Origin of the sequence: Flagellimonas maritima, from assembly GCF_003269425.1 — a bacterium.
In the GTDB taxonomy this organism is placed as follows: domain Bacteria; phylum Bacteroidota; class Bacteroidia; order Flavobacteriales; family Flavobacteriaceae; genus Flagellimonas; species Flagellimonas maritima.
Genome location: NZ_CP030104.1, coordinates 856,692 through 876,729 on the forward strand (window position 1 = coordinate 856,692; position 20,038 = coordinate 876,729).

The 20,038-nt window shown below is 37.0% G+C and carries 17 protein-coding genes; 8 read left to right on the top strand and 9 right to left on the bottom strand.

Annotated features, from left to right (window positions below):
- Nucleotides 1–72: 72 nt before the first annotated feature.
- Nucleotides 73–984, top strand: coding sequence for a FecR family protein (locus tag HME9304_RS03705; protein WP_112377308.1), 912 nt, complete (start codon nt 73–75; stop codon nt 982–984).
- On the top strand, nt 965–3,535 hold the full coding sequence (locus tag HME9304_RS03710) for a TonB-dependent receptor (RefSeq protein ID WP_239023384.1): 2,571 nt from the start codon (nt 965–967) through the stop codon (nt 3,533–3,535). Before HME9304_RS03705 ends, HME9304_RS03710 begins: the two co-directional genes overlap by 20 nt.
- Here HME9304_RS03710 and HME9304_RS03715 read toward each other — a convergent pair.
- Complete coding sequence (locus HME9304_RS03715; RefSeq protein WP_164674755.1) at nt 3,532–4,404, bottom strand: Brp/Blh family beta-carotene 15,15'-dioxygenase; 873 nt, start codon at nt 4,402–4,404, stop codon at nt 3,532–3,534. The two genes, HME9304_RS03710 and HME9304_RS03715, sit on opposite strands and share 4 nt — an antisense overlap.
- Before the next feature lie 113 nt (nt 4,405–4,517).
- On the opposite strand from HME9304_RS03715, the gene HME9304_RS03720 reads away from it, so the two are divergent.
- Nucleotides 4,518–5,255 (top strand): bacteriorhodopsin-like, encoded by a 738-nt coding sequence (locus tag HME9304_RS03720; protein WP_112379716.1) that lies wholly within the window; start codon nt 4,518–4,520, stop codon nt 5,253–5,255.
- A gap of 187 nt (nt 5,256–5,442) precedes the next feature.
- On the opposite strand, the gene argS is transcribed toward HME9304_RS03720, so the two are convergent.
- Nucleotides 5,443–7,221, bottom strand: coding sequence for an arginine--tRNA ligase (gene argS / locus HME9304_RS03725; protein WP_112377311.1), 1,779 nt, complete (start codon nt 7,219–7,221; stop codon nt 5,443–5,445).
- A 104-nt stretch (nt 7,222–7,325) separates the two neighbouring features.
- On the opposite strand from argS, the gene HME9304_RS03730 reads away from it, so the two are divergent.
- The 3 genes from HME9304_RS03730 (at nt 7,326) to HME9304_RS03740 (ending at nt 10,777) form a co-directional block, all read left to right on the top strand.
- Nucleotides 7,326–7,751 carry a hypothetical protein gene (locus HME9304_RS03730; RefSeq protein WP_112379717.1) on the top strand — a complete coding sequence of 142 codons (426 nt, stop codon included), beginning with the start codon at nt 7,326–7,328 and terminating at the stop codon, nt 7,749–7,751.
- On the top strand, nt 7,748–9,172 hold the full coding sequence (locus HME9304_RS03735; protein ID WP_112377312.1) for an SDR family oxidoreductase: 1,425 nt from the start codon (nt 7,748–7,750) through the stop codon (nt 9,170–9,172). Before HME9304_RS03730 ends, HME9304_RS03735 begins: the two co-directional genes overlap by 4 nt.
- 117 nt (nt 9,173–9,289) lie before the next feature.
- The gene (locus HME9304_RS03740) at nt 9,290–10,777 is read left to right on the top strand and encodes a carboxypeptidase-like regulatory domain-containing protein (RefSeq protein ID WP_112377313.1); all 1,488 of its coding nucleotides are present in this window, start codon (nt 9,290–9,292) and stop codon (nt 10,775–10,777) included.
- Here the strand turns inward: HME9304_RS03740 and HME9304_RS17285 are convergent.
- Nucleotides 10,761–10,961: a helix-turn-helix domain-containing protein gene (locus HME9304_RS17285; protein WP_112377314.1), complete on the bottom strand. Its 201-nt coding sequence runs from the start codon at nt 10,959–10,961 to the stop codon at nt 10,761–10,763. The two genes, HME9304_RS03740 and HME9304_RS17285, sit on opposite strands and share 17 nt — an antisense overlap.
- A gap of 99 nt (nt 10,962–11,060) precedes the next feature.
- Here HME9304_RS17285 and HME9304_RS03750 point away from each other — a divergent pair, with 99 nt between their 5' ends.
- Entirely contained in the window at nt 11,061–11,246 is a 186-nt protein-coding gene (locus HME9304_RS03750) for a hypothetical protein (protein ID WP_112377315.1), read from the top strand.
- 193 nt (nt 11,247–11,439) lie between these two features.
- Here the strand turns inward: HME9304_RS03750 and ctlX are convergent, their stop codons facing one another.
- Both ctlX and HME9304_RS03760 read right to left on the bottom strand, forming a co-directional pair.
- Nucleotides 11,440–12,369, bottom strand: coding sequence for a citrulline utilization hydrolase CtlX (gene ctlX, locus HME9304_RS03755; RefSeq protein WP_112379718.1), 930 nt, complete (start codon nt 12,367–12,369; stop codon nt 11,440–11,442).
- A gap of 14 nt (nt 12,370–12,383) precedes the next feature.
- On the bottom strand, nt 12,384–13,298 hold the full coding sequence (locus tag HME9304_RS03760) for a dimethylarginine dimethylaminohydrolase family protein (protein ID WP_112377316.1): 915 nt from the start codon (nt 13,296–13,298) through the stop codon (nt 12,384–12,386).
- Nucleotides 13,299–13,581: 283 nt separating this feature from the next.
- Here HME9304_RS03760 and HME9304_RS03765 point away from each other — a divergent pair, with 283 nt between their 5' ends.
- The gene (locus tag HME9304_RS03765; RefSeq protein WP_123877335.1) at nt 13,582–14,052 is read left to right on the top strand and encodes a hypothetical protein; all 471 of its coding nucleotides are present in this window, start codon (nt 13,582–13,584) and stop codon (nt 14,050–14,052) included.
- Between the two features lie 166 nt (nt 14,053–14,218).
- Here the strand turns inward: HME9304_RS03765 and HME9304_RS03770 are convergent, their stop codons facing one another.
- The 4 genes from HME9304_RS03770 to carA all read right to left on the bottom strand — a co-directional run bounded on the left by HME9304_RS03770 (nt 14,219) and on the right by carA (nt 19,948).
- Nucleotides 14,219–15,502: a citrate synthase gene (locus HME9304_RS03770; RefSeq protein WP_112377318.1), complete on the bottom strand. Its 1,284-nt coding sequence runs from the start codon at nt 15,500–15,502 to the stop codon at nt 14,219–14,221.
- A gap of 123 nt (nt 15,503–15,625) precedes the next feature.
- Nucleotides 15,626–17,170, bottom strand: coding sequence for a glycogen synthase (locus HME9304_RS03775; RefSeq protein ID WP_112377319.1), 1,545 nt, complete (start codon nt 17,168–17,170; stop codon nt 15,626–15,628).
- A gap of 123 nt (nt 17,171–17,293) precedes the next feature.
- On the bottom strand, nt 17,294–18,586 hold the full coding sequence (gene eno / locus HME9304_RS03780; RefSeq protein WP_112377320.1) for a phosphopyruvate hydratase: 1,293 nt from the start codon (nt 18,584–18,586) through the stop codon (nt 17,294–17,296).
- A gap of 249 nt (nt 18,587–18,835) precedes the next feature.
- Entirely contained in the window at nt 18,836–19,948 is a 1,113-nt protein-coding gene (gene carA, locus HME9304_RS03785) for a glutamine-hydrolyzing carbamoyl-phosphate synthase small subunit (RefSeq protein WP_112377321.1), read from the bottom strand.
- Between the last annotated feature and the right edge of the window lie 90 nt (nt 19,949–20,038).

A 20,038-nucleotide genomic window follows, 5' to 3' on the forward strand; every position in this document is an offset into this window, starting at 1 on the left:
GAGAACAACGAACAACTATAAAGTAGGGTTTTTTATAGTAGTGTTGTTATTAATATGTAAAGCATAGCACCCATGCAAGAAAATTATCTAGCCAAATGGCTAAGTGGAGACCTTTCTGAGGAAGACCTTGCGGAATTCAAAAAATCCGACTCGTATGCTTCCTATCAGAGACTTAAACAAGTTTCCGATACATTGCAAGCACCAGATTACAATACGGATACAGTTTTAGAGCAATTGAAAAAAGAGCGTATTGAGAACACACCAAAGATTGTGGCACTTAATCCGTACAGAAATTTTTTGCGTGTGGCAGCAGCAATCGCAATACTACTTGTAGGTTCTTACTTTTATTTCAATTCGTTCAACACATCTATTACTACAGAAGTTGCGGAACGTGGCGAAGTGCTTTTGCCGGATAATTCCGAAATTTTCCTAAATGCCGATTCCAAGATTTCGTATAGTAAAAAAGATTGGAACCAAAAAAGAAATGTCAGCTTGGAAGGAGAGGCATTTTTCAAGGTTGCTAAAGGAAAAAAATTCACTGTTTCCACTGATCAAGGAACCATAGCTGTTCTGGGCACCCAATTCAACGTGGAAAATAGAGATGGTTTTTTTGAGGTCACTTGTTATGAAGGTTTAGTGCGTGTTATTCATAATAATAAAGAAAACATGTTACCTGCAGGCAATACTTTTTTGGTCATCAACCATAAAATTGTGGACGCAGGCCAACCAAATTCAACGAAACCATCGTGGATGAACAATGAAAGTAGTTTTGAAGCCACTCCGTTGAGTTTCGTTTTCGCAGAGCTCGAAAGGCAGTATAAAATTGATATTTCTTTAAAAAATGTTGATGAAAAGTTACTATTCACCGGATCTTTCAGCAACACGGACTTAAATACCGCGTTAAAAAGTATTAGTACCCCATCTCGGATTAAATACAAAATTGAGGGTGATAATGTACTTTTTTATGCAGAAAATATGCCTTAGAAGGTATTCCTACCTTTTATTATGGTTCTTCTTTTTCTTGTATTTCCCAAAATCAATAGCTCAGGATGTACAGGACAGGCCAATGGCTTTGGTCTCTTACATAAAGAATCTGGAGGATCGGTTCAATGTCAAGTTTTCATACATCAATGAAGATTTGGATAACTTTACTATCTCCATACCCAAAAATCTTATAGCGTTAGATGATATCCTAAACTATATTGAGAAGAAACTGCAAGTAGATATTGAAAAGCTGGATGAACGGTATTACAGCTTTATCAAAATACCAAATGTTGCGGTCTGCGGAACAGTTTTGGACAACTTTGCCGAAAATACAGTTCCGGGGGCTACAGTTGAAGTGGTTGGAACAGCAATAGCTACAGATACAGATGCAAAAGGTTTTTTTACATTAGAGAACGTTCCCCGAAATAAATCATTAAAATTTAGATACCTAGGTTACACGACCCAATATGTAACTGTTGATGAAATATTAAAAAATCAAGGTTGTGCAAAAATATTGATGGCTCAGCATTATGAAAAGTTGAAAGAAGTAATTGTATATCAATTTTTGACAACTGGCCTTATTAAAGAGAAGGATGCAAGTATAACCTTAAATACTGCTGATTTCGGGATTTTGCCGGGTTTAATTGAACCCGATATATTACAGACGGTTCAGGCTTTACCTGGCATTAAAAGTATTGACGAAACCGTATCGGACATAAATGTTCGTGGAGGCACTAACGATCAGAATCTTATCCTTTGGAACGGAATTAAAATGTATCAATCAGGTCATTTTTTTGGTCTTATTTCTGCTTTCAATCCCTATCTCACCGATAAAATCACCGTTATAAAAAACGGAACCCCTTCGGAATATGGTGATGGCGTAAGTAGTGTAATACAAATGGAGACCAATAACAGTCTTGTTAATAATTTCTCTGGTGGTGCGGGTTTTAACTTTATCAGTGGTGATGTCTTTGGTCAGATTCCATTGACAGAAAAAATTGGCTTTCAATTTTCCGCAAGACGCTCTTCCACAGACTTTCTGAAAACACCCACTTATGGTAATTTCTTTGATAGGGCCTTTCAGGATAGTGAAGTCACCAATCAAAATAATATTTCTGTAGATGAGGAAATAACAAGGGACGAAAATTTCTTCTTTTATGATTTCTCTGGAAAATTTTTATATGACATCGATAAAAAACATAAACTAAGATTGAGTTTTATAACGATTGCGAATAAACTTGAATATTCCGAAACCAATCTGGATGAGCTTGAAACGACTAGAAGTATTCTTGAACAAATAAATTTATCAATAGGTGGCCAGTTGCTCACCAAGTGGACGGATAGATTTTCGTCTAATTTAAACGTGTATTACAGTCGATACAATCTGGATTCCCAAAATCGTTTTGGCAATCAAATCCAATTATTGTTTCAAAATAATCGCGTACTCGAGACAGCTATAAAATTGAATACAAATTACACAATCAACGATAACGTAGTTTGGAACAATGGATACCAATATATTGAAACGGGTATCATAAATACAACCAATCTTACACAGCCGCCATTTAACAGTGATGTAAAGGGTGTAATTCGAATTCACGCTCCTTTTACCGAAATAGGCTATAGCACTATTGATAATAAATTTATAGGCAAGACGGGATTTCGCCTTAATTATATAGAAAACCTTGGAACATTTTCAAAAATTATAGTTGAACCCCGTTTGAATTTGAATTTTGGATTGGCAAATCATCTTAGAGCTGAAATACTGGGGGAATTTAAAAGTCAGACTACCAACCAAATTGTCGACCTTGAGCAAAATTTTTTGGGAATAGAAAAACGCAGATGGATTCTATCTGATGATAACATGTTGCCAATAACCAAAAGCAAACAAGGCTCAATAGGATTAAACTACGAAAAAAACAGTATTTATTTGGGATTGGAAGGTTTTTATAAAAGAGTGGACGGGATTAGTACGAGCACACAGGGGTTTCAAAACCAAAATCAATTTAATGGAGAAATTGGCAGTTATGATGTTAGGGGCATGGAATTTTTGATAAATAAAAAGGGTATCAACTACAGCACTTGGTTAAGCTATACCTATAACAAAAACGATTACGATTTTGATTCCCTTCAACCGAACAACTTTCCAAATAATTTGGATATAACACACACCATTTCTCTTGCTGGTACATACACCCACAAAGATTTAAAAATAGGCCTGGGGCTTAACTACCGCACTGGAAGGCCTTTTACCGAACCGCAAGACGGCGATTCTGCTTTAAACACTTCCGTTTTTCCTGCAAGAATCAATTTTAAATCTCCAAATAGTAGTAGGCTGCCCGAATATCTTAGAGTGGATGCTTCTGCAATATATATGTTTAAGTTAAATAGAGGAATCAAAGCAAGTGCAGGGGTTTCTCTTTTAAATCTAACAAATCGAAATAACTCACTAAATCGATACTATAGAGTTACAGATGACAATCAAATTGAAACCGTTGACAATACCTCATTGGGATTTACCCCAAACGTAAGCTTAAGAGTTAGTTACTAGCTGCTTTCCAACTTTGACATTACAATTACATGCGGAAAAGTAATAGCTGCCAAAAAATATATTAATATTGATGTAAAGAACTCGTTATCGTCTCTTAGCAAAAAATAAAATCCAATAAGACTTATAATAGAAATCAACCAATACCACCATGATGACTTCAAATATTTAAAAAAGGTCTTTTGGTTAGCCCTACCGTACAGAAAATTCATTTGGTCTATCAATGAAGGTACACTGTGCCATACTATAAAATAAATACTAAATCCCCAAAGCAAAGTAGCTGTGCTGAAAACAACAAAAAATACAACTAAAAAGAACAATTCCTCAAAAACATTGGCTTTTAATCTCTTCATATAAACATAAAGAATCCATTGTATTGCCAGTAACGCTCCAACTATACTTAAAATGATAAGAAAAGTTTCCTTTTTTATTGAAAAACCTGAAACATCATTTATAATATCTGACGCTTGTTCACTTTTTATATAAAAAATCATAAACAGAATAAACAACCCATATAAAGTAAAAAAAAGCTTGTCCCAATGGTCTTTTCCTATCAAATTCTTTCCCCAGTGTTGCTCTCCAAAATGAAAACCACTGATTAAAACAAAAGAGAGCAATGCCAACTTTGGAAGAAAGGAAAATAGTAGCAATATGGTCAAAATTGTCATTATATATAAGGCAAGTACTTTGATTTTATGGTGATTACCAAATAATTCCCTACTAGCAACCTGTATTAAGAGTATATCGTTAGAGCCATGGAGAATTCCAAAAGAAAATATAAGAACATAGGCAATGGTTCCTTCAATTTGTTCATTTGAGAACACAGAAAACCATAATGCAAATATGGTAACCAAAAGCAAAATATTTCTCAATTTGACAAAATTAAAATCACTTTGTTGAATCATTTATAAAAAATAATGAACAAAATTATGAATTTTTTGTTTATTTTTTGATAGATTTGATTAAACAAAATCAAAAAAATAGCATGGAAAATTTATTTACATCATTACCTATGGTAGCAAGGATGGCTACCGATGACTATGTAGGCTTTACCTTCTTTGTAGGTTGTATGGCCATGATGGCGGCTTCCGCATTTTTCTTTTTATCAATGAACAGTTTTGATAGAAAATGGAGAACTTCTATTCTAGTATCAGGATTAATTACTTTTATTGCTGCGGTACATTATTGGTATATGAGGGATTATTGGTCCGGATTTGCAGAATCGCCAACATTCTTTAGATACGTAGACTGGATATTGACAGTGCCATTAATGTGTGTTGAGTTCTTTTTAATCCTTCGAGTGGCCGGGGCAAAAACCTCTTTAATGTGGAGGTTGATAGTTTTATCAGTAATCATGCTGGTAACAGGATATGTTGGTGAAGCAGTCGATAGGGACAATGCATGGTTATGGGGGCTTATTTCAGGAATTGCTTACTTCGTAATAGTCTATGATATTTGGCTGGGCAAAGCCAAAAAACTCGCTATTGAAGCAGGAGGTTCTGTATTGACAGCCCACAAAACATTGTGTTGGTTTGTACTGGTTGGATGGGCAATATATCCAGTGGGTTATATGGCCGGCACTCCTGGTTGGTACGACGGAATCTTTGGAGGTCTGGATTTAAATGTAGTTTACAATATAGGTGATGCAATCAACAAGATTGGATTTGGGCTTGTAATCTATGGTCTTGCAGTTTCTCAAAGCGAGAAAACATTGGAGGTATAAAAATATCGATCAATAATAACCTTTCTTGTCCGTTTTAGTTGGTCAAGAAAAAAGAGGTTGTTTAGAAAGTAATACTAATTCACACTGAGCCTGTCCAAATGTTTTTAACTAACTGATATTCAATATTGGTTTTAATAGGCTCAACCTGATAGATTTAATGACGGTAGACTTTTTAAACAACCTCTTTTTACATTCTTTCTGGCACAGCAATTCCCAAAAGCTTAAATGAAGACCGAATTACTTCTCCCACTTTTTTGGCCAGTTGTACCCTGAATAGTTTTTTATTGGCATCAACTTCCCCTAAAATGGATACTTGCTGGTAGAAAGAGTTGAACTCCTTGACCAAATCATAGGTATAATTGGCAATCAGTGCAGGACTGTAATTCTCGGCGGCCAATTGTATCGTTTCGGGAAAAACTTGAAAAAGTTTTAAAAGTTCCTTTTCCTTTTGGTGCAAAGCAAAATTGATGTCCAACGGTGCTGAGACATTAAAATCAGCTTTTCTTAGAATGGATTGTATCCTCGCATAGGTATATTGAATAAATGGACCCGTGTTCCCTTGAAAATCAACGGACTCTTCTGGATTAAAAAGAATTCGCTTCTTAGGGTCCACCTTAAGAATATAATATTTTAAGGCCCCTAAACCAATGGTTTTGTACAATTCTTCTTTTTCTAGTATCGAATAACCCTCCAGTTTTCCCAGTTCTTCAGAAATTTCTTTGGCGGTCAAGGTCATTTTATCAATAAGGTCATCGGCATCAACAACAGTACCTTCCCTACTTTTCATTTTGCCGCTTGGCAAATCTACCATGCCATAGCTTAAATGATAAAGCTGTTTGGCCCAATCATACCCTAGCTTTTTAAGAATCAGAAACAAAACTTTAAAATGATAGTCCTGTTCATTTCCAACAGTGTACACCATTCCATTAATATCGGGGAAATCGGTCACCCTTTGGATTGCTGTACCTATATCTTGTGTCATATAGACAGCAGTTCCATCAGATCGCAATACAATTTTTTCATCCAGACCTTCATCCGTCAAGTCTATCCAAACACTTCCGTCCTCTTTTTTAAAGAATACACCCTTTTCAAGTCCATCTTTAACAACGTCCCTTCCCAAAAGATAGGTGTCACTTTCATAATAAAGTGTATCAAAATCAACGCCAAGGTTTTTATAAGTGGTATCAAACCCTTTGTAGACCCAACCGTTCATTCTTTTCCAAAGCACAACGACATCAGTATCACCAGCCTCCCACTTACGAAGCATTTTTTGGGCTTCCAACAAAATGGGCGCTTCTTTTTCAGCACGCTCTTTCTCAAGCCCTTCTGAAACCAACTTGCCAATTTGCTCCTTATAGACCTTATCAAATTCTATATAATATTTGCCTACCAAGTGGTCTCCCTTTACTCCTGATGAATCTGGAGTCTCGCCTTTACCGAATTTCTGCCATGCCAACATACTTTTACAAATATGGATGCCACGGTCATTGATTATTTGTGTTTTATAGACTTTCTTGCCTGAAGCTTTTAGGATTTCCGCAACCGAATACCCCAAAAGATTATTACGAATATGGCCCAAATGTAAAGGCTTATTGGTGTTAGGTGAAGAATATTCTACCATAACGGCATCATCAGATGCATTTTTTAAATAGCCATAATCTTTCTCTTCAAAGATTGAATTAAAGAATTTCAGGTAGAAACTATCATCTATAACAATATTCAAAAAACCCTTGACTACGTTGAATTTGGATACTTCATCAACATGTTTTTGAAGATGATCCCCGATTTTGGTTCCTATTTCGACAGGATTACCTTTAACAGTGCGCAACATGGGAAAAATAACTATTGTAATATCCCCCTCAAAATCCTTGCGCGTAGGTTGAAATTCCACCAAAGGCAAACTCTTACCGTACAATTTGGAAACCGCTTCAATAACATTTTGGGACAATACTTTTTGTAAACTCATGTAGAAAGCCTTTTCAGGCTGCAAAACTACACTTTTTTTGTGCTTTTATGATAAGATTATTATCCTTTGCCCCTTTGATCAGACTGCTTTTGTTAATTTTAGGAATGCTTTTAAATGTCTCGTACAATAACAGGAAAATTACAAAGAAAATTGATGAAGCCGTTGGCAAACCGTTTACCCTAAAAGAGCGTTTCGCACTGAAAGGGATAGGTTCCCCAAAACTTTTTATTACTGAGGCCAGTGTAGAAATCCAGAATCTATTGATTTTGGACAACAACCTGAACGTATGCAATATTGAAATGCGTCCTAAAGGTATCGTGGTACGATTTAGGTCCCTGTTGGAAACATTTGGCTTAATAATCCCCTATTACAAACTCACTATTTACAAAGGCGATTTAGCAATCTACTCTATATATCGCGATCATTATTTTATAAAAGTAAAGTCCGATACCAAGGCCATACAAAAGTATTTTAGAAAACTATTGGACTATAAAGCTGACAATGCGCCCACATCAATAGAAGACCTATGAAAATTCTATTGACTGGAGCCAATGGTTATATAGGAATGCGTCTTTTGCCAAGATTGCTGGAACTAGGGCACGAAGTAGTTTGTGCCGTAAGGGATGAAAAACGGTTGTCCGTTGATAAAGAAACCCGTAAAAGAATCCAGGTGGTGGAAATTGATTTTCTGGAAGAGTTGGATAAAACAAAGATTCCAAAAGATATCGATGCTGCATACTATCTGATTCATTCCATGGCTTCGTCTATTGATGATTTTGATGAAAAAGAGGCTATAACCGCCAAAACTTTTAATGAATATGTCTTTGAGACCAATATTGAGCAGGTCATTTATTTGAGTGGTATTGTAAATGACAAAAAACTCTCCAGACACTTAAGTTCCAGAAAGAACGTAGAGGATATTTTATACAAAGGAAATTTTAATTTGACCGTTCTTAGGGCAGGTATCATCGTAGGTTCTGGTAGCTCCTCTTTTGAGATTATTCGTGATCTGTGTGAGAAACTTCCTTTTATGATAACGCCAAAGTGGGTTTTGACAAAATCCCAACCCATTGCCATACGGGACGTCATCAATTTTCTAACGGATGTACTTGGCAACAAAAAAACCTACGGGGAATCTTTTGATATTGGTGGGCCAGATGTGCTTACCTACAAAGAAATGTTGCATAGGTACGCCAAGGTAAGAGGTTTTAAAAACTGGATTTTTACCGTTCCCATAATGACGCCCAAACTATCTTCTTATTGGCTATATTTTGTAACGTCAACATCCTATAAATTAGCCGTAAACCTGGTTGATAGTATGAAGATGGAGGTGGTTGCAAAGGATAACAAATTACAGAAGTTATTGGGATTGAAAACCCACTCGTATGAACAGGCTATCGAAATGGCATTCAAAAAAATTGAGCAGAACCTGGTTCTTAGCAGTTGGAAAGATAGTATAGCAAGTGGAAGAATCAGTGATGATTTGGAAAAATACATTCAAGTGCCAAAATACGGGGTGCTGAAAGATGTAAAAAAAATGCCCATCAAAAATGAAGAAGAAGTTTTGAACAATATTTGGCGTATAGGTGGTTCGCAAGGGTGGTATTATGGCGATTGGCTCTGGAAAATTCGAGGTTTTTTGGATAAGCTGAACGGGGGTCCGGGCTTAAGGCGCGGACGTACCAATCCTGATAAAATTTTTCCTGGGGATGCCCTTGATTTTTGGCGTGTATTGCTTGCCGATAAGAAAGCAAAACGCTTACTGCTTTTTGCTGAAATGCGAATGCCTGGAGAAGCATGGCTAGAGTTTAAAATAGACGATAAAAATGTTCTTCACCAAGTAGCAACCTTTAGGCCAAAAGGACTTAGGGGCAGGCTCTATTGGTACAGCGTATTGCCTTTTCATTATTTTATTTTTGGAGGAATGATCAGAAATCTTTCCAAAACATAACGTTCCGGTCCAAATTTTGAAACAAATTCCCCAATATATCGTCAAATCTTAAAGTTGAAAGCAACCCTTCTACGCAAAATACTGTCTTTCCAATATAAGTTATAGAAAATTTACACTATGCAGTTACTCAAACCTACCGTATCATCCCTATTCGTTATGCTATTTTGCCAGTGTCTATCCGCACAGACAATAGCATCCAAAATAATTGATGGCAAGACCAAAGAGCCCATTCCATACGCCACCGTTCAATACGGTGAGAACCTAGGTGTCATCACGAACGAAGAAGGACGTTTTAGTTTTGAGTTGGAAGAATCCGTACAGTATTTGGATTCTATCTATATCTCAAGTATAGGATATGCCAAAACTGGATTCCCGTTTCAAAAGTCATTGGACAGTATTATATCAATTACCCCTAAAGCCATTGAACTGAGCGGTGTATATCTTTTTGACAAAGAGCTCAGCGTTGATGACATTATGGAAAGAGTAGAAGAACGTCTTCCCATTAATTACAATAAAGCACCGATAAAACAGCGGTTTTTTCTACGGCAGTCCACTTTCAATACCATGCAGAAGCTCAACATTGAGTTCAAAAAATCCACCATAGAAGAATTGAACAAAAAATTGATAGACAGCATTATCTCAATCCTTCCCAGAAATGCGCAGTATTATACTGAAACACTAGGCGATTTTTACCGCTCTGAAGAATTGAACAAACTTGAAGTCATCAAGGCGGCCGAGCTTTATGACAAAAGCAATGAAGGTTCCATGGAGGCACTTTCAGATAAAATGGAAGCCATTTTTAAGGCCAACGTAAAACCTGACTCATACTTAAAAATAAAATCAGGCATATTTGGGCAAAAAGTACAAGTGGATTCCATTTTGGATGCAGAAGATGAGGCTTCAGAATTGGAAGCAGAATTAAAAGAACCTGAAAAGACCGATTTTTTAGGAAATAGGAAGTATGTACTAAATCAAATCCATAATCAATTCTTCGGAAAGAAATCCAAATTGGATGTAGCAAAAAAATTAAATCGTTATGATTTTGAGCTTCTGGGATATTCAGAATTGGAAAACCAAGGAGTTTATGTAATCGGCTACGAACCTTCGCGGCGTGCAGATTTCAGGGGCAAACTTTTTGTGAACATAGAGGATTTTGCAATCATGCGCATAGACTACGAAAATGTAAAATCCTTAAAAAGTATTAAACTACTGGGGTTCAGTTACCAAGAACATACCTATAAGGGCACTACCGTTTTTTCCAAATTTGGCAAAGATAAATATGTGCCCAAGTTTATGGCATTGACCTTTGGACGTAAAATGGGTGTGGACCGACCTTTAAAAGTGATTGAAAAGAATAAACATGTCAAGGGGCGAAGAAAACAAAACGAACTGTCCCTTGCCTTGGATATTATCAATTATAACACTGAAAAATTTGAAATGGTGGTTTTTGATTCTGATGTGGTCCCAAAATCCAGTTTGGAAAACCTGGAAGAAGATGAAACCGTAAAAGCAATTTATCTATCGGCCTACAATCCAGAATTTTGGAAGGGCTATACTATAATGGAACCCAACCAAGCGATACGGGAGTTTACTGTGGTTGAGTAGATTTAAGACTACAGATTTCTGAAAGCGGAACCTCCAAAGCTTGGCTGATACGGAACAAGGTATGAACAGTTGCATTGGTACGACCTTTTTCTATTCTGGAAATATTTGTTGTATCAATTCTCGCTTCAATTCTGTCCACCAAATCCACTTGTGCAAGCCCTTTCTTTAAGCGAATACAGTTGATATTTTACCAATTTTCTCTAAACCATTCTTTTTTAACTTGTCATATATGACATTTAATAACTGCTAAAAATAAGCTTCCTTGCTTATAAAATGAGCAAGCGTGACCAACGATAAAGTTTTAATACAATGGATTGAAGACACCTATGGAATTCCTGAAGAATTAGCAAAAGTGTTGGATTATGGTATTGAAATGCTGTTTTATCTGAAGCCTGATTCATTTGAGCCTAAAGAAGTACAAGAAGTGGTTTCGGCTATGAGGGGGTTGATAATTGGGTTAAGAAGCTGAAGTCAGGACTCAAGTTCAAAGACAAAAATCAAGGTTCAAGTTCAAGCTCAAAAAATAAGTGCAAGCTCAAGTATAAGTTCAACTGCATTTCGTCACCTGTCAACCGTCAGCCATTATCCGTTATGAGGCAACTGTCATCGGTCATTTGTCAACCGTCATCAATCATCAGTCAACTGTCATCAGTCAACAAAAATCACGCTTTCGGCAAAAACACTTCTGCCATCATACAACGTGCACTGCCACCACCACAGGTTTCAATAGTATCCAATGGACTGTGAATAATGGCGCAATGTTTTTTAATGGCTTCTATTTGTGAATTCTCCAAGCTTTTATAAGCTGCGGAACTCATCACCATAAAACGTTGGTCATCGGCACCTATTACCTGAAGCATGTTGCCCGCAAATTGGTACATCTGCTGCTCGGTAATCGAAATGATTTCCCGACCGTCCTTTTTAATATGCTCCACTACATTCTTTCGCTCTTTTTTATCATCAATGGTCTCTAGGCAGATTACTACGAAGGTTTCCGCCATTGCCATCATAACATTGGTATGATAAATGGGCAAACGTTCGCCCTCAACAGTTTGGTTGGCCGTGAATATCACCGGGAAACAATCAAAGTCCTCACAAAATTCTATAAAAAGTTCTTCATGAGCACGTTCTGACAATGCACAATATGCTTTTTGGTTTACTCTGTCCTTTAAAATACTACCTGTTCCTTCAAGAAAAACACCTTCTTCCTCTGCAGCGGTATAATCGACAACATTGTCTATGCGAAAACCATGCGTTTCCAAAATATCAAAAATATCCGCTCTACGCTCTTTTCTACGATTTTCCGCAAACATGGGATAAACACAGGCAATTCCGTTACTATGAAATGAAATCCAATTATTGGGGAAGATGGAATCTGGCGTATCGGTCTCTTTTTTATCGTCTACAACTATAACATTGACCCCATGATCTCGCAAGGTGTTCACAAAATCATCGAACTCCTTTTGCGCTTTTTTGTTGATTTGGTCGTTCCTTATACTTAAATCTTCTTGAAAGTAATTGTTGACCGCAGTCTGCTCGTTCATACGAAAGTTGACGGGCCTGATCATTAGAATTGTATTTGTTACTTGCATTGATTTGGTTTGGTTCATTCCCTTATTAAAGGCAGCGTGCTACAACGTAAAAGTCCTTCTTGCTTTGCAATTTCCGCATATGGAATTTCTTCTACGATAAAACCCTGCTCCCTGAGCCAATAGTTCAGTCGTGTAAAATTTTGCTCCGAAACCACAATATCAGGTGAAATGGAAAAGACGTTGCTGAACATCCTGTACATTTCATCCTTGGTAATCTCAAAGATGTTTTCCTTTCCAAAATAATCTACCAACCATTGATATTCTTCTTCAATCAAAAATCCGTTTTTATGAAGTATGGCTTTGCCTTTGCCAATGGGCTGAAAACAACAATCCAAATGTAGGGCGTTCTCTTTGGCATTGGTGTTGGACTTTCTCAACTCAAAAGACTTTATTTTTTTATGTGGAAATTGTTCGCGTATATATTCCACAGCCTCCTTATTGGTTCTTGCTGTAATAAAGTCTGCATAATCCTCTCCGGTATATGTTCCAATAAAAATATATTCGTTCCATGGCATTACATCACCACCTTCTATATGAACTTCTTCGGGTGGTCTGATAACTTTGCTTGGGTCTATCTTTTCCAGAACCTCATGGATTGCCACAAATTCGCGTTCCCTATCCGGTAAAATGTTAGCATGAAACAGTTTGTCTTCAATCACAAAAGCGATATCCCGAGAAAATATCTGGTTGCAGTCCTTTAATACCTCAGGTCTAAAAACCGTTATATCATATTTTTCAAAAACCGCTGCAAAAGCCTCCATTTCCTTTATCATATCATCTTCTTTGGGATAAGTCCCTGCCAAGATATGTTCCAAAGATTTTGGATCATACGCTTCGTCCGGATCAGGTATGGGTCCACTACTTTTTGCCGTACCTAAAACCACTGCCTTTAAAGAATCTGTTTCATTCTGAATATGCAATCGCATCATAAATTATAATTAATAGCTTAGGAATATATAATATGCCGTTAAAGGAAATCCTTAAAAAATCTAAGGCAAAACTAGTGCTTTACTTGCGATTTTCCTTTTCTGCACACAGAAAAATAATTAGTCAAATTATGGGTTTCCGTAATACCATTTAAATTTTTATCTTAATCATTCAACTATCTGATTTGCAGCTACATAAAGTCAATAAAAATACATATATTTAAATTGTGAAGCCGTTGGGAACACGAATAAATTGCTATGTTTAACTTAAGAAAAAAGCTTGAGGATGAAAAAATCTATTTTCCCTTTATGTTTTTTGGCTATGATCGGTGTAGGCATTTTATCAATGAATTCTTTTTCTGGTAAAACTAGTTTTTCGAATATATTCGCGGATGGTAAAAATTCAGTATCGGAATATTCCGTGAAGTATTCTGATTGTATCAGCGAAATGAATTTTTCAGATTTTGATGATTATGATTTGGATAAACCATTTCCCAAAAAACCTGATTTCTTAAAGGAAATAAATAGATTTCTGAAAGAATATGAAGTTTCGTTGGATGCTACAGTAAAAAATTTAAATGCCATTGATGCACACGAATTTCTACACAATGAATTTGAAAGATGTGAAAATAAAATCCGCAAGAACCTGCGGTCAGAGATTCAATTATATTACAACTTCCATGTAATGAAAATGTGTTACGAAAAGGACAAGTATCTAAACTTGGATTCGAACAAAAATTTGTTAAAGCACAAATAAAACAGAGGCTTTCCAAAAAAAATCAAAGTTCAATAGAGTTATCAGATTTAGGCCGTCAAAACCGATGATAAATATTTATTTGCCAAAATATTTAAGCAAAAAAAATGTGACTGCAATTACTTTTTAAAAAAACTACTTTTAATCGCAATTTTCAAATAATTCCATCTTATCTATTGTCCAGTTTTACAAAAGACCTTAGATTTTCTCCTATATATACCTGTCTTGGTCTGCCTATTGGCTCTCCGCGCAATCTCATTTCTCTCCATTGTGCAATCCAACCTGGCAGCCTGCCCAAAGCGAACATTACCGTAAACATTTCAGTAGGTATCCCCAAAGCACGATAGATGATTCCTGAGTAAAAATCTACGTTTGGATATAATTTTCTCTTTACAAAGTAATCATCTTCCAAGGCTTCTTTCTCCAAGCCCTTGGCAATATCCAGTATGGGGTCTTGGATACCCAAATTTCCCAAAACTTCATCAGCGGATTTTTTGATGATTTTTGCTCTTGGGTCAAAATTCTTGTATACTCTATGCCCAAAACCCATTAATCTAAACGGGTCGTCTTTATCTTTGGCCTTGGCCATGTATTTTTTAGTATCACCTCCATCTTCTTGAATGGCCTGGAGCATTTCCAATACTGCTTGGTTGGCGCCACCATGTAGAGGCCCCCAAAGTGCAGAAATCCCTGCAGAAAGCGAAGCAAAAAGTCCAGCATGTGATGAACCTACAATACGGACCGTTGAGGTAGAACAATTCTGTTCGTGATCGGCATGAAGAATCAAAAGTTTATCCAGTGCGTTGATGGCAATAGGATCCTTTTTATATTCTTGGTTTGGCTTCTTGAACATCATCTTATGGATGTTTTCCACATAGCCTAAAGTATCATCACCATAATCCAAGGGCAATCCTTTCTTTTTTCGCTGTGTCCATGCTACAAGTACAGGAAATTTAGCGAGAATACGGACGATTGAATTATACATTGCAGTATCTGATGATACATCTACCGAGGTTGGGTTAAAAGCTACCAAAGCGCTTGTTAATGATGACAGAACGCCCATAGGATGTGCTGATTTTGGAAAACCATCCAAAATCTTTTTCATTTCTTCATCAACTTGGGATTCTTCTTTGATATCGTTGTGAAAAGTAGTGAGCTGTTCTTTATTGGGCAATTCACCAAATATCAATAGATAAGCTACTTCTAGAAAATCTGCCTTTTCAGCCAAATCCTCTATGGCATAGCCCCTATAGCGAAGTATACCTTTTTCCCCGTCCAAAAAAGTTATAGAACTTTCACAAGAACCCGTGTTTTTATAACCTGGATCAATGGTCACCATACCACTTATAGCTCTAAGTGTTTTTATGTCTATGGCTAGTTCGTCCTCAGTGCCTTTTATAACTGGGAATTCATATTTTTTACCCTCGTACTCAAGTGTAGCTTTATCAGACATTGTATAATTTAAAAGATTAAAAAAATAGAAAGGGAAAATTACGAAAAACCAAGACCATTAACAATTTATACACTTTCTTTCTGCAAGGTTGAAAGCACAAAAAAATGTTAAGTTCAAAGGGGTTCAAATATTGCCAAAACCATAAAGGTCTCTGTAATAATTGTCAACCGATTTCTTCCAAGTAAATCTTTTCCTTTTGGCCGCGGACTGGATTTTTTTCCATGTAGGCTTGTCTTTGCTAAAGACATCCAAGGCAATATCAAAACCTTTTAGCATGCTCTTGATTTTCTCATCATAGGTATTTCCATCAAAACTGAATCCAGTTTTCATGTGCGAAACGGTATCCTTAAGACCACCCGTATGGTGAACCAAACAGGGATTGCCATTCCGCATGGCCAGCATTTGGCTTATACCGCAAGGCTCAAAGAGACTGGGCATAAAATACAGATCGGATTCCAAGTAAATAGAGTCTATCAGACTCTCGGATTGTCCGTTGGTAAATACAAAGTTTTTGTGCTCATAGCTCAATTGCCTGAACAGCTCCTCGTATTCCGGTGCACCTGTGCCCAATAACATAAAAATTCCATCCACTCTTTTTAGTTTTTCCAAGATTTCAACAAATGCTTCTGGTGAACGCTTGAAAAAATAAAATTTCTGTTCGGTCAATCGTGCTACGCTAGAAGCTATGAATTTTGGCCTATTATCAACAAAATCCATGATCTTTTCTCCAGTATGCGCCAAAAAATCCGCTTTATATTTTTTAGATTCTTCTTGGAGCCATCTAAACAGTGCTTTGACGGTATTTCTATAAATGAAGCCTTTTTCCTCTTGATTGATATTTTTATAATTACACCCATTTAAGATACCGAACAGCCGCCACTCATTATCAGCTTTTCCCAAATCTTTTTCGAGACCTTCCCCCCCAATAAATTCTGGCGGAGAACTGGGCAACAGCACATCTTCTTTGTAGGAAGGGGAAACAGTATGTACAGCGTCCGCAAAACGTATGCCCACGGCCATTAGATTGATACAATCTTGGTATCGATAATCCATCAAGGATTTGTAATCTATCGGCACTTCTGGAAACCAATTTTTTAAGGAGGAATAATTATCGGCAAAAGGGCGAATACCTTGAATGGCCAAATTATGGATACTATATACAGTCCGTATACTTTTTAAATTTTTATAGCTATTGTGATACTCTCTTAGAAACAACAATAAGCTCGAATGCCAATCGTGTAGATGTATGATGTCCAAATTTCCAAAAGCACCCTTTTTTATTGCTTCTGCGACACCGGTGCAAAAGATAAAATATTTTATGGCATCTGTATAAAAAGGCTCTTCAGGGTCATTGTGGTATATATGCGCTATGTCCCCAGCTTCTATTTCTGGGTGATGCAGTACATAGTGAACAATATTGGAAAATTCCTTCTTGGGTTTGACCTCATAGAGCTCTGCAGTATATGACAACCCTCTTAAACTAAAATTTAGACTTGTTTTAAACAGGCCATTATGATGAAGTCTACTATAGGAAGGAACTACAACGTGGACCTTATCGCCACGTTCGGAAATTTGTCTTGGAACATCCCTAACAACATCACCCATTCCACCCGCTTTGCAATTGGCCAAGGCATCATTTTCTGCCGCGACAAAGAGAAAATTGTTCATTAAGTTAATTTTGATAAGTTACATTTGGTTTAGTCTCTTAAGTTAACCAAAGTTTATTTCTGAAACAAAAAAAAGCCTTTCCTAATTGGGAAAGGCTTTTGCTATGCTAAAAAAACATTATCATTACTTCACCTTGAAGGCTTTTTCTTGTGGATAATATGCCGTACTTCCCAATTCTTCCTCAATTCTTAGCAATTGATTGTATTTTGCCATTCTATCACTTCTGGATGCAGAACCTGTTTTAATCTGTCCTGTATTCAAGGCGACCGCCAAGTCCGCAATAGTATTATCTTCTGTTTCACCGGAACGGTGGGACATTACTGAGGTATATCCCGCATTTTTAGCCATATTGACCGCAGCTATGGTTTCGGAAAGTGTTCCAATTTGATTGACCTTGATCAGAATAGAGTTTGCAATACCATTTTCAATACCCTTGGAAAGCCTTTCCACATTGGTCACAAATAAATCGTCACCTACCAACTGAACCTTGTCCCCAACTTTATCGGTCAACATTTTCCAACCGTCCCAGTCGTTCTCGTCCATCCCATCTTCTATGGATATAATGGGATATTTTTCACAAAGATCCGCAAGATATTGTGCTTGTTCTTCTGATGTTCTAACAACACCTTTGCCGCCTTCAAATTTGGTATAATCATAGGCTCCATCAACATAAAATTCTGCAGAGGCGCAGTCCAATGCAATCATTACATCATCTCCCAATGTATACCCGGCCTTTTCAACAGCCTTGGCAATGGTATCGAGTGCATCTTCCGTTCCTCCCTCAAGGGTTGGGGCAAATCCACCTTCATCACCAACTGCAGTGCTAAGCCCTCTATCATGCAATACTTTTTTCAGGTTGTGGAAAATTTCCGTACCCATTTGCATGGAATGGCTAAAGTCATTTGCTTTGACCGGCATCACCATAAACTCTTGGAATGCTATGGGGGCATCAGAATGGGAGCCGCCATTTATAATATTCATCATAGGAACGGGTAATGTGTTCGCACTTACCCCGCCTACGTATCTGTACAATGGCATCCCCAATTCATTAGCGGCAGCTTTTGCGGCTGCAAGTGAAACGCCTAATATCGCATTTGCGCCCAATTTTGATTTATTGGGTGTTCCATCCAAAGCAATCATGGTTTCATCTATATGGTTCTGCTCAAAAACAGAAGTACCCACTAATTCTTCAGCAATAGTTGTATTTACATTGTTTACCGCTTTCGTCACTCCTTTTCCCATAAATGAATCTCCACCATCTCTAAGTTCAACGGCTTCATGCTCACCGGTAGAAGCGCCCGATGGCACTGCTGCCCTTCCCAAAATTCCGTTTTCGGTAATTACATCGACCTCTACGGTAGGGTTACCTCTTGAATCTAAAATTTGTCTTGCATGGATGTTGATAATAATGCTCATCTGAACTTAGTATTTATGGTTGAAATTAATTCGGCTAAGATACGAAAGGAGAGGTTTTAACCTTCATGATAAGGGTCATAAAAACATGGATGAAAACCTAAAAAATAAACTATAACGTTTGAGAAACCATTTTTAATATGTACAAAATTTTAATGTACTTTTTGCCCTACTTTAATATGCTAACTGAGCGAAGGGCATAGGAGGTATCAAATGTAATATAGCTTTGCTAAAGTGGTTTGGAAAAATCCCTTAGTTGCGACTTGTCTTAATTGCTTCAAAAAACTGATCGAACAAATAATCTGCATCATGTGGTCCAGGACTTGCTTCTGGATGATATTGAACTGAAAAGACCTCTTTACCTTTCATTTTTATACCAGCAACCGTATCGTCATTCAAATGCACATGTGTAATCTCTAAAGCTGAATTTGCTTCTGTTTGTTCCCTATTGACTGCAAAACCATGATTCTGTGAAGTAATTTCACCTTTCCCCGTTACCAAATTTAGAATAGGATGATTAATGCCCCTATGCCCATTATGCATTTTATAGGTGGATACGCCATTTGCCAATGCAAGTACTTGGTGACCTAGACATATGCCGAAAAGTGGTTTATTGGATTCGATCATCTCCTTCGTGGTTGAAATGGCTTCGGTCAAAGGCTCTGGATCCCCTGGACCGTTAGAAATAAAATAGCCATCAGGATTCCATTTAGACATTTCTTCAAATGAGGTATTGTAAGGAAACACTTTTATATAGGCACCTCTTTTAGCAAGATTTCTCAGTATATTTTTCTTTATCCCTATATCCAAAGCAGAAATTTTGTATGCTGAATTTTCCTCACCGAAGTAATAAGGTTCCGTTGTGGACACTTTCGAAGAAAGTTCAAGACCTTCCATGCTAGGCACTTCTGCCAATTCTTTTTTCAATGTTTCAATATCGTTGACCCGAGTGGAGATTAAAGCGTTCATGGCGCCGTTATCCCGTATATAACTCACCAAGGCCCTTGTATCTACATCTGAAATTGCAAAAAGATTGTTTTTTTCCAAGAATTCCAGCAAGCTCATATTTGCACTTGGCCTAGAATATTCATAACTAAAATTTTTACAAATGAGCCCAGCTATTTTAATTGAATCAGATTCCACTTCATCTGGATTGGTTCCATAATTACCAATATGTGCGTTAGTGGTGACCATTAATTGTCCAAAATAAGATGGGTCTGTAAATATTTCTTGGTAACCTGTCATACCCGTATTAAAACAAACTTCTCCTACGGCTGTACCTTCCTTGTCCCCAATGGCCTTACCATAAAAAATAGTACCATCTGCAAGTAGTACTATTGCTTTTTTCTTTGAGTGATACTTCATTTTGGTTTTAAATTTCGATTTGACAAAAAAACATAAAAAAAGGATAAGTTTCCACTTATCCTTTTTTTACTAATACAATAGTTAATAACA

Bases quoted from the DNA above. Each gene is read 5' to 3' on its own strand.
- HME9304_RS03705 (WP_112377308.1), top strand. From the start codon at position 73: ATGCAAGAAAATTATCTAGCCAAATGGCTAAGTGGAGACCTTTCTGAG.
- HME9304_RS03710 (WP_239023384.1), top strand. From the start codon at position 965: ATGCAGAAAATATGCCTTAGAAGGTATTCCTACCTTTTATTATGGTTC.
- HME9304_RS03720 (WP_112379716.1), top strand. From the start codon at position 4,518: ATGGAAAATTTATTTACATCATTACCTATGGTAGCAAGGATGGCTACC.
- argS (WP_112377311.1), bottom strand. From the start codon at position 7,221: ATGAGTTTACAAAAAGTATTGTCCCAAAATGTTATTGAAGCGGTTTCC.
- HME9304_RS03730 (WP_112379717.1), top strand. From the start codon at position 7,326: ATGCTTTTAAATGTCTCGTACAATAACAGGAAAATTACAAAGAAAATT.
- HME9304_RS03735 (WP_112377312.1), top strand. From the start codon at position 7,748: ATGAAAATTCTATTGACTGGAGCCAATGGTTATATAGGAATGCGTCTT.
- HME9304_RS03740 (WP_112377313.1), top strand. From the start codon at position 9,290: ATGCAGTTACTCAAACCTACCGTATCATCCCTATTCGTTATGCTATTT.
- ctlX (WP_112379718.1), bottom strand. From the start codon at position 12,369: ATGCAAGTAACAAATACAATTCTAATGATCAGGCCCGTCAACTTTCGT.
- HME9304_RS03760 (WP_112377316.1), bottom strand. From the start codon at position 13,298: ATGATGCGATTGCATATTCAGAATGAAACAGATTCTTTAAAGGCAGTG.
- HME9304_RS03765 (WP_123877335.1), top strand. From the start codon at position 13,582: ATGAAAAAATCTATTTTCCCTTTATGTTTTTTGGCTATGATCGGTGTA.
- HME9304_RS03770 (WP_112377318.1), bottom strand. From the start codon at position 15,502: ATGTCTGATAAAGCTACACTTGAGTACGAGGGTAAAAAATATGAATTC.
- HME9304_RS03775 (WP_112377319.1), bottom strand. From the start codon at position 17,170: ATGAACAATTTTCTCTTTGTCGCGGCAGAAAATGATGCCTTGGCCAAT.
- eno (WP_112377320.1), bottom strand. From the start codon at position 18,586: ATGAGCATTATTATCAACATCCATGCAAGACAAATTTTAGATTCAAGA.
- carA (WP_112377321.1), bottom strand. From the start codon at position 19,948: ATGAAGTATCACTCAAAGAAAAAAGCAATAGTACTACTTGCAGATGGT.